At 60.5% G+C, this 8840-nt stretch carries 10 protein-coding genes; 4 read left to right on the top strand and 6 right to left on the bottom strand.

The features are described from left to right. Nucleotides 1-400 precede the first annotated feature (400 nt). The 5 genes from AB4N47_RS11935 to AB4N47_RS11915 all read right to left on the bottom strand — a co-directional run bounded on the left by AB4N47_RS11935 (nt 401) and on the right by AB4N47_RS11915 (nt 5461). Nucleotides 401-1360: an alpha/beta hydrolase gene (locus AB4N47_RS11935; RefSeq protein ID WP_341637736.1), complete on the bottom strand. Its 960-nt coding sequence runs from the start codon at nt 1358-1360 to the stop codon at nt 401-403. 61 nt (nt 1361-1421) lie between these two features. Further along, nucleotides 1422-2450, bottom strand: coding sequence for a transketolase family protein (locus AB4N47_RS11930; RefSeq protein ID WP_071171997.1), 1029 nt, complete (start codon nt 2448-2450; stop codon nt 1422-1424). After that, complete coding sequence (locus AB4N47_RS11925; RefSeq protein ID WP_095179688.1) at nt 2447-3295, bottom strand: transketolase; 849 nt, start codon at nt 3293-3295, stop codon at nt 2447-2449. Before AB4N47_RS11925 ends, AB4N47_RS11930 begins: the two co-directional genes overlap by 4 nt. 17 nt (nt 3296-3312) lie before the next feature. Further along, nucleotides 3313-4611, bottom strand: coding sequence for an MFS transporter (locus tag AB4N47_RS11920; RefSeq protein ID WP_073474915.1), 1299 nt, complete (start codon nt 4609-4611; stop codon nt 3313-3315). 100 nt (nt 4612-4711) lie between these two features. Then, nucleotides 4712-5461, bottom strand: coding sequence for an SDR family NAD(P)-dependent oxidoreductase (locus tag AB4N47_RS11915; RefSeq protein ID WP_341637735.1), 750 nt, complete (start codon nt 5459-5461; stop codon nt 4712-4714). Nucleotides 5462-5655: 194 nt separating this feature from the next. Between AB4N47_RS11915 and AB4N47_RS11910 the strand changes: the two genes are divergently transcribed. The 4 genes from AB4N47_RS11910 to AB4N47_RS11895 all read left to right on the top strand — a co-directional run bounded on the left by AB4N47_RS11910 (nt 5656) and on the right by AB4N47_RS11895 (nt 7702). Then, entirely contained in the window at nt 5656-6573 is a 918-nt protein-coding gene (locus AB4N47_RS11910) for a LysR substrate-binding domain-containing protein (RefSeq protein ID WP_024012668.1), read from the top strand. Between the two features lie 82 nt (nt 6574-6655). After that, nucleotides 6656-6880: a DUF2188 domain-containing protein gene (locus AB4N47_RS11905; protein ID WP_341637734.1), complete on the top strand. Its 225-nt coding sequence runs from the start codon at nt 6656-6658 to the stop codon at nt 6878-6880. Between the two features lie 49 nt (nt 6881-6929). After that, entirely contained in the window at nt 6930-7460 is a 531-nt protein-coding gene (locus AB4N47_RS11900; protein WP_341637733.1) for a hypothetical protein, read from the top strand. After that, nucleotides 7460-7702 (top strand): hypothetical protein, encoded by a 243-nt coding sequence (locus AB4N47_RS11895; RefSeq protein ID WP_016774412.1) that lies wholly within the window; start codon nt 7460-7462, stop codon nt 7700-7702. Before AB4N47_RS11900 ends, AB4N47_RS11895 begins: the two co-directional genes overlap by 1 nt. A 201-nt stretch (nt 7703-7903) precedes the next feature. Here the strand turns inward: AB4N47_RS11895 and AB4N47_RS11890 are convergent, their stop codons facing one another. Next, complete coding sequence (locus tag AB4N47_RS11890; RefSeq protein WP_341637732.1) at nt 7904-8806, bottom strand: LysR family transcriptional regulator; 903 nt, start codon at nt 8804-8806, stop codon at nt 7904-7906. Nucleotides 8807-8840: the final 34 nt, after the last annotated feature.

Below are 8840 nucleotides of genomic sequence, written 5' to 3'. Positions count from 1 at the left end.
CCCTGTAAATGGGTGGGGCGGACGTCCACGGATGGTTTTAAAACCATAGATAGGGAGTGTCAGATGGGGCTGCCTGATTTTTGACGAGTGTATGAATGGGCCATTTGCCCACGTTTATCTCTTTGAAAAGCTGTTCTAATCAGGTCGTTACCGTTTGTCGGGACGTTGGATCCAAGCGCTTTTTGGGTGCAACAAAATGTGTCGTTTTCGACATTATCCAAAGGAACGCTGGAAAAGGTCCGGACGGAATCGCCGAGGGTGATGGCTAAGCGATATTGAATTTCTCAAAGCGCAGGCCATCCTCCGCAGCTGCCTGTCTGCGAAGGTGTTAATCAAAAAGCGTAGAAGGGGAGAAAGGCTTTGTATAAGAAATCCTGTTGTACCGTTTCAGCGGTTCTTTCTACCCCTCAGCAGTTAATGCGCTAGCTATCGATCGCCGAAGTGATCGGACGATATCCAGTGCAGACTGATCGCTAACGCTACCGGGGCATTGATCAAACATATGTGGCGCCCCAGGGTAGACATGCAGTTCGACGGCAACCCCGGCGCGGGACAGGCGCAGGGCAAATGCAACGTCCTCTTCCAGAAACAGATCCAGCGCCCCGACGGCCAGAAACGTCGGGGGCAAGTCACGCAGATCGTCTTGCAGGGCCGGCGAAAACCAGCCGATTGGCAGATCATCCAGCGCTTGGTCAGTGCGCAGGCACTCCCAACAGAATTGGTTGGCTTGCGCCGGCCAGCCAATCACTCCGGTCGTGCTGTTCTGCTGAGGCGAGGCTGCGCTGCCCGAACGGTAATCGAGCATCGGATAAACCAGCACCTGGCTGGCGATGGAATACTCGCCGCGATCCCGCGCCACAATGGCCAGCGCTGCTGCCAGCCCGGCGCCGGCACTGTGGCCCATGACGATCACGTTGTCGGCGTCGATGTTGAGCGTTTGCCGGTGGGCGAAAACCCAGCCGAGGGCGGTGTAGCAATCTTCCAGGGGAATAGGGAAGGGGTGCTCTGGCGCGAGACGGTAATCGACAGCGACGATGATCGCCTGAAGTGCTTCGGCGAGGTTAGCCAGATAGTCATCGGCCATTTCGGGGCAACCAAGGACGAAGCCTCCACCGTGGATGTACAGGATCACCGCAAAATTACCGTCCGGTGCTGCGGCGGCGGGCCGGTAAAGACACAGGCGCAAATCCTCACCGTCGTGGGACTTTATCCATAGGCTTTCACCGCGCGCTTGTTCTCGGGATTTGAATGTCGCATGGACACGCTCCCTGATCGCGGGCAGCGTTTCCAATGTCCAGTCTTCAGCGCCGGGGGTTAAAAAGCTTTTGAAGTCGGGATCCAGCAGTTCATGTGCTTTCACGTTCTGCCTCCTGGTTGCGAATGAACGAGCGCCTCGGATGGAGGCGCCGCCCTCGGTGAAGTTACAGCCAGGCTTTGATCTGCGCGCACACAGCCGGCGTCGAGATGCCGTAGCGATCATGCAGCGTCGGCAGGGCGCCGGCGTCGAGGAAGGCGTCGGGCAACGCGATCTGTCTGAAGGTGGGCGTCACGCCATTGCGCAACAACAACCCGGCAACCGCCTCACCCAAACCGCCGATGATCGAGCTGTTCTCGGCTGTGACCACCAGACGCCCGGATTTGCGCGCTTCGGCGAGAATGGTTTGTTCATCCAGCGGCTTGATGGTCGGCACGTGCAGCACGGCCACATCAATGCCGTCGGCCTGCAATTGCTTGGCCGCTTCCAGCGAGCGCATGGTCATCAGCCCGGTGGAGATGATCAGCACGTCGTTGCCCGTGCGCAGGGTCTTGGCCTTGCCGATCTCGAATTTATAACCGTACTCGTCCAGCACCAACGGCACATTGCCGCGCAGCAAACGCATATAGACCGGGCCTTGGTGAGCGGCGATGGCGGGCACGGCCTGTTCGATTTCCAGCGCATCGCAAGGGTCGACGATCATCAGATTGGGCATGGCGCGGAAAATAGCCAGATCATCGGTGGCCTGATGGCTCGGCCCGTAACCCGTGGTGAGGCCGGGCAAACCGCAGACGATTTTGACGTTGAGGTTTTCCTCGGCGATGGCCATGCAGATGAAGTCGTAAGCACGCCGCGATGCGAACACCGCGTAGGTGGTGGCGAAGGGCACGAAACCCTCACGCGCCATGCCGGCGGCCGCGCTCATCAGCAACTGTTCGGCCATGCCCATCTGATAGAAACGCTCCGGGTGCGCCTTGGCGAAAATGTGCAGGTCGGTGTACTTGGACAGGTCAGCCGAGAGACCGACGATGTCCGCGCGCTGGTCTGCCAGCGCTGCGAGCGCATGGCCGAACGGTGCCGAGCGGGTCGCCTGGCCCTCGGAGGCAATCGAGGCAATCATCGCCGAGGTGGTCAGGCGCTTTTTCACCGGCGCGCCAGTAGCAGTCGAAGGCGCAGTGTTGGCGGCGTTGCTCATTGGTCTTTTCCTTCTTCAAGGTTGCTCAGTGCCAGGTCCCATTCGTGCTCTTCGACGCGAATGAAGTGGGTCTTTTCCCGGTTCTCCAGAAACGGCACGCCTTTGCCCATTTTCGTGTCGCAGATGATCACGCGCGGTTGCCCGCCGGGGTGATTGCGCGCGGCATCGAATGCAGCGACCAGGGCGTCGAGGTCATTGCCGTCGACGCGCTGGGTGAACCAGCCAAAGGCTTGCCAGCGATCGACGATGGGTTCGAACGAGAGAATCTCGCTGGAGTAACCGTCGGCCTGCTGGTTGTTGACGTCGACGATGGCGATCAGATTGTCGAGCTGCCAGTGCGAAGCCGACATCACCGCTTCCCAGGTCGAGCCTTCATTGAGTTCGCCATCGGACAGCAGGTTGTAAACGAACGAGGCCGAGCCTTTGCGCTTGAGGCCCAGGCAGGCACCGACCGCGATACCCAGGCCCTGACCCAGCGAGCCGCCGGTGATTTCCATCCCCGGGGTATAGGCGGCCATGCCCGACATCGGCAGGCGGCTGTCATCCGAACCGTAGGTTTCCAGCTCGTCGAGCGGAATGATCTCGGCTTCGATCAGCGCTGCGTACAGCGCGATGGCGTAGTGGCCGATGGAGAGATAGAAGCGATCGCGCTGCTCCCATTCGGGATCTGTCGGGCGATGGTTCATCGCATGAAAGTAAGACACCGCCAGCAGGTCAGCCGCGCCGAGGGCCTGGCCCACATAGCCCTGGCCCTGAACCTGGCCCATGCGCAGTGCATGGCGGCGAATGTTGTGCGCGCGCTGGGTCAGGCTCAGCGATGCAGCGTGTGCAAGATTAGTCGTCATGATGAAACTCCGTTGACTCAACGATTGACCAAAGCGGCGGGAATACGCAGGACCAGGCTCGCGCCGAGGAACAGCACGCCGGTGATGAGGTACATGCCGATGGCACTGGAACCGGTCAGGGTGGTGATCCAGCCGATCAGATAAGGCGAGCAGAACCCGGCAAGGTTGGCGAAGCTGTTGACCGCGGCGATGCCGGCCGCCGCAGACACCCCGCCAAGCAGCGTGGTGGGCAGCATCCAGAACAACGAGGTGGCGGAGAGAATGCCGGAGGCGGCCAGGCACAGGCTGAGGATCGACAAGGTCGGATTGCCGCCCATCAGCGCTGCCAGGCTCAAGCCGATCGCACCGGCGATCATCGGCACGATCAGGTGCCAGCGGCGCTCGCGATGTTTGTCGCCACTGCGGCCGACCAGCAGCATCGCGGCGATGGCGCACAGATAGGGCAGGCTGGTCAGGAAACCGATGTGCAGCGGGTCGGAAACCCCTGCATTACGCACCAGTGTCGGCAGCCAGAAGGTGATCGCGTATTGGCCCATGACCACACAGAAGTAGATCGCCGCCAGCAACCACAAGCGCCGATCACGGATGAACTCGCCGATCGAGGCATGGGTGACCTTTTGCTGGTCGTCTTCGGCCAGCTCGCGAGTGATCAAGGCTTTTTCCTCGTCATTGAGCCAGGTTGCCTGATGCACGCCGTCCTTCAGATAACTCAGCACCAGCAGGCCGACGACCACGGTGGGCACCGCCTCGAGAACGAACATCCACTGCCAGCCGGCCCAGCCGTGCACACCGGCAAAGTGGTTCATGATCCAGCCCGACAGCGGGCCACCGACCATGCCTGACAGCGGAATGGCGATAAACCACAACACGGTCATGCGCGCCCGCCGATAGGACGGAAACCAGTAGGTGAGGTAGAGCAGCAGACCCGGCGCCAGACCGGCTTCGGCGATCCCCAGCAGAAAGCGCAGCGCGTAGAACTGCCAGGCGGTTTCGACGAAGGCGAACAGGGCCGAGACGATGCCCCAAGTGATCATGATCCGCGCAATCCACACTCGCGCGCCGACCTTGTGCAGGATGATGTTGCTGGGCACTTCGCAAAGGAAATAGCCGATGAAAAACACCCCGGCGCCCAGTCCGTAGACCGTTTCGCTGAGGGCCAGATCGTTCATCATTTGCAGCTTGGCGAAACCGACGTTGACCCGGTCCAGATAGGCGCACAGGTAGCACAGCATCAGGAACGGCATCAGCCGCCATGCCGTTTTGCGATAGGCAGAAGAACGCACGGTCGAAACCGCTTCGAGCGACAGGGTAGTCATGATGGTCTGATCTCTTGTTTTTATTGACCGCCAGGCCATCAGGCCCGGCTGCGTCATCGATCCAGAACCGCACGGGCCACGCAGGCCCGCCCAGAGTTACTCAGTGAATCAGCATGCCGCCGTTCACATCGAGGGTGATGCCGGTCAGATAAGCGGACAGGTCGCTGGCCAGAAACAGCGCGGCGTTGGCGACGTCCTGCGCTTGACCCAGGCGCCCCAGCGGAATGCCTTCGATGATGGCGTGGCGGCGTTCATCCTGCATCAGGCCGCCGGTGATGTCGGTGTGAATCAGGCCGGGAGCGATGGAGTTGACGCGGATATTGTCCGGCCCCAATTCCCGCGCCATGGCCTTGCCCAACCCCAGCACACCGGCCTTGGCCGCGCTGTAATGCGGGCCGCCGAAGATGCCGCCGCCGCGCTGGGCCGACACAGACGACATGCAGACGATGCTGCCGGAAGACTGTTGGCGCATCAGCGGAATCACCGCCTGGGACATGAGCAAAGTGCCGCGCAGGCTGACGTCCAGCACCTTGTCGTAGTCCGAAGGGCGAATATCCAGAGTCTTCAGTGGCTGGGTGATGCCGGCGTTGTTGACGAGAATATCGATGCGCCCGAAGTGCCCGATGATGGCGGCGACGGCTTGCTGAACCTGCGCTTCGTCGGCCACGTTGGCCGCCAGGCCCAGATGACCTTCGCCCAGTGCTGCGGCGGCGTCACGTGCTGCGGATGCATCCAGATCGAGGATGACCACGCGAGCGCCGTGTTGCGCAAATGTGCTGGCGGTAGCGCGGCCAATGCCACGGGCAGATGCGGCACCGGTAATGATTGCGACTTTGCCTTGAAGAAGCATGGAGGATTCCCTCGAATTGTTTTTATTGGGTCGGTGTGTAAGTAACCGATGACTCAGCTTGTCCTTCGGGGCGAGCGTTAGCAATAACGCGGAAGTCACTCAATGCTGAAAAAAATTCAGCACTCGTCAGGCCGTTTCGCAAATGCTTGAATGAAACCGGTCCGTACATCACAAGAAATCACCACGGAGTCCCCATGCGCTCTGACACTGAGGCATCGATCATCCTGCCACCGCTGAAAGCAATTCAGGCCTTCGAACAAACCGCGCGCTTCGGCAACGTCGCCAGGGCAGCAGAAGTGCTGGACCTGACCCCCTCGGCAGTCAGCCATCAACTGGCGAAACTGGAAGGGATGATCGGCCGGCAATTATTCGTTCGCGCTGCTCGGGGCGTCTCGCTGACGCCGGTCGGCGAGCAGTACCTCAAGGAAGTCTCCGGGATTTTGCACAGTCTCGCCGTCGCCACCGAGCGTGCGGCCAGCGATGTCAGCCTCGATTGCCTGCGCTTGCACTCGTCGCCAAGCTTCGGTCTGCTCTGGCTGATGCCGCGCCTGGAAGCGTTTCGCGCCAGTCACCCTGACATACAGATCAACCTGTCGTGCTCCTATGAATCGCTGCACTTCAGTCGCGACAAGATCGACGTCGATATCCGCCACGGTCTGCCGAACTGGCCCAGTTATGAGGTGCGCACGGTCAGGAACGAGACGTTCGCGGTGCTGACCTCACCGAAACTGCTCGCGCAACGCCCGGTACGCGGCGCGGCGGATCTGCTGGAGTGCGATCTGATTTTGTCGGAAGCCACCCTGCTCAAATGGCCGCAATGGTTTGCCCAGCATGGTCTGGCGCGTCCGGAACGGCCTTATGCATTGAGCTTCGATCGTTCATACATGTCGCTGGAAGCCGCGAGTCATGGCTTGGGTTTCGCCCTGGAAAGCACATTGCTGGCGCAGAAGTATCTGGCGGCGGGCACGCTGGTTGAAGTAGCGCCTGAATCTCTGAGTGCTGCGGTGGCTGCGCACCATCTGGTATTCCCCAAAGCGCATTCGAGCTTCCCACGGGTCAGGCGTTTTCTGGCGTGGATGGAGAGCGAGTTGGGGCATGAGTTCGCGTATTGAGTCGGGCTCAATTCTTTCAAACTCTCTGAACCGGCCAAGGTCAATCCATTACCGGTCACATATTCACGTCAGAGGTGAAGGAATGGATAACTACCACATCAACAAAAACCAGCAGCGCTGGGAACTGGTCAAAGAGGGCGCGCAGCGTGCGTCGAAAACGGCGTCGACCAAAGCCGAGATCACGCAGATTGCCAGCGACTATCTGCAGGACAAAACCGCCTCGCTGAAAATCCATAAAGAGGACGGGACGATCCAGGAAGAACGCACCTTTCCGCGCGCAGCCGACCCGCGAAAAACCAAAGGCTGAGCAGGCTGTTCTTTTCTGTGTTCATCGTTTCTTCAGAAGGGTCTGATTTATGGTCATTGCATGTCTGGGATGGGGCTCACTGATCTGGAAACCGGACGGCTTGCCGCTGGCGAGCGAGTGGTTTGCCGACGGGCCGCAGGTACCGATCGACTTCGTTCGCGTCAGTGACACTGGCGAGTTGACTACAGCCATAAGCGCGAACGCGCCGCCGTGCAAAGTGCTGTGGTCGGTCCTGGACGTGACCGATCTCGATCAGGCCCGCGAACTCCTGCGTGTTCGAGAAGGCGTGCCGGAGGGCAGGGAGGATGGCATCGGCAGTTTCACCGTCGGTACCTCGGCGATGGGCGTGCTTGCTGAATGGGCAATTCCTCGGCAACTCGATGCGGTGATCTGGACGGCGCTGCCCGGCAGATTCAAGAACATTGAAGGCCTGGTGCCGAATGTCGACGACGCAGTTTCTTATCTGGCCGGGTTGAGCGGCGCGGCGCACGAACAAGCGCGCGACTATATCGAACAGGTGCCGGCGCAGATCGACACGCCGTATCGCCGTGAAATCATTGCCAGGCTCGGGTGGAAATAATGAGCACCCGCAGCCAGGCGCAGATTGCCGCTATCTTCGATCAGCTGTTGGCACTGCGAGAAAGTGTCGACATTCTCCAGCACGTGGAGAGCGCTAGCGTCGAGTCGCTGCGTGGCCATCAGACCGTGGACGCCCCCGAGTCGTTGGATCTGGTGTTTCAAAAGCTGCAAGAAGACATCGCCAGCATGGAGGAAACGTTGGCGACGATTGCCGAGGCGACCGGGGACGTGTCGAAGTTGTGAGGGGGTCGCGGGGCTGGCATGCAGAGATGATGTGCCTGGTCTGACGCCTTCGCGAGCAGGCTCGCTCCCACAATGGATTTGTGAATCGATGATTTCCGGGAGCTGACGCAAAAACCTGTGGGAGCGAGCCTGCTCGCGAAAGCGCTGGATCAGGCACTTACCCTGTTGGATGTGCCGACGCTATCGCGAGCAGGCCCGCTCCTACCACGGGGCTGGATCCACGCGCAACGCATCCACCACCAGTGAAAACGCCGGCGATGGTTGGCGGCGGCTGGGGTAGTAGAGGTGGAAGCCACCGAACGGTTCGCACCAGTCCTCCAGCACTCTGACCAAACGCCCTTCAGCCAGATGCGCACCGAACTCGTCTTCAGGCAGGTAGGCAATCCCTAGACCGTTCACAGCGGCGTCGGCGATGTGCACGGTGGAGTTGAACACCAGTTGGCCGTCGACCCGCACTTTCAGCTTTTTGCCCTGACGCTCGAATTCCCAGGCATCGACACCGTCGTAGGTCGGAAAGCGAATGTCGATGCAGCGGTGCGCCGCCAGCTCGCGCGGATGTTGCGGGGCGGGATGCCGGGCAAAGTAGCCGGGCGAAGCGACCACGGCCATGCGCAGCGGCGGGCCGATCGGTACGGCGATCATGTCCTGGGCGACGGTATCGCTGAAACGCACGCCGGCATCGAAGCGGTCGGCAACGATGTCGCGGAAACCGTAGTTGATATCGAACTCGACCTTGATGTCCGGGTATTGAAGCAATAGTGGCGTCAGCTTGGGCAGCAGAGTGGTCTTGATGATGTTGTCGCCGCAGGTGATGCGCACCGTACCGGCAGGCTTGTCGCGCAACTCGGTCAGCGCGTCCAGTTCGGCTTCGATCTCATCGAAACGATGACCCACGGTGTGCAGCAAACGTTCGCCGGCCGCCGTCAGTGACACGCTGCGTGTGGTGCGGGTCAGCAGGCGAATTTTCAGACGCGCTTCCAGCGCCGAGACTACCTGGCTCACCGCCGATTGCGTCACGCCCAGTTGCACCGCCGCGCGGGTGAAACTGCCTGTGCGGGCCACGGTGACGAAGGCGAGCAGGTCGTTGAAATTGGGTTTGGCCATGGGGCAATGCTCAGATTTATTGATTAGCAGTGTT

It is taken from the genome of Pseudomonas sp. S3_G06 (assembly GCF_054667565.1).
This window is presented reverse-complemented; position numbering and strand designations above follow the sequence as displayed.

Coding starts and splice junctions, on each gene's coding strand:
- AB4N47_RS11915 (WP_341637735.1), bottom strand. CDS start 5,461: ATGCTTCTTCAAGGCAAAGTCGCAATCATTACCGGTGCCGCATCTGCC.
- AB4N47_RS11920 (WP_073474915.1), bottom strand. CDS start 4,611: ATGACTACCCTGTCGCTCGAAGCGGTTTCGACCGTGCGTTCTTCTGCC.
- AB4N47_RS11900 (WP_341637733.1), top strand. CDS start 6,930: ATGGTCATTGCATGTCTGGGATGGGGCTCACTGATCTGGAAACCGGAC.
- AB4N47_RS11925 (WP_095179688.1), bottom strand. CDS start 3,295: ATGACGACTAATCTTGCACACGCTGCATCGCTGAGCCTGACCCAGCGC.
- AB4N47_RS11895 (WP_016774412.1), top strand. CDS start 7,460: ATGAGCACCCGCAGCCAGGCGCAGATTGCCGCTATCTTCGATCAGCTG.
- AB4N47_RS11910 (WP_024012668.1), top strand. CDS start 5,656: ATGCGCTCTGACACTGAGGCATCGATCATCCTGCCACCGCTGAAAGCA.
- AB4N47_RS11890 (WP_341637732.1), bottom strand. CDS start 8,806: ATGGCCAAACCCAATTTCAACGACCTGCTCGCCTTCGTCACCGTGGCC.
- AB4N47_RS11905 (WP_341637734.1), top strand. CDS start 6,656: ATGGATAACTACCACATCAACAAAAACCAGCAGCGCTGGGAACTGGTC.
- AB4N47_RS11930 (WP_071171997.1), bottom strand. CDS start 2,450: ATGAGCAACGCCGCCAACACTGCGCCTTCGACTGCTACTGGCGCGCCG.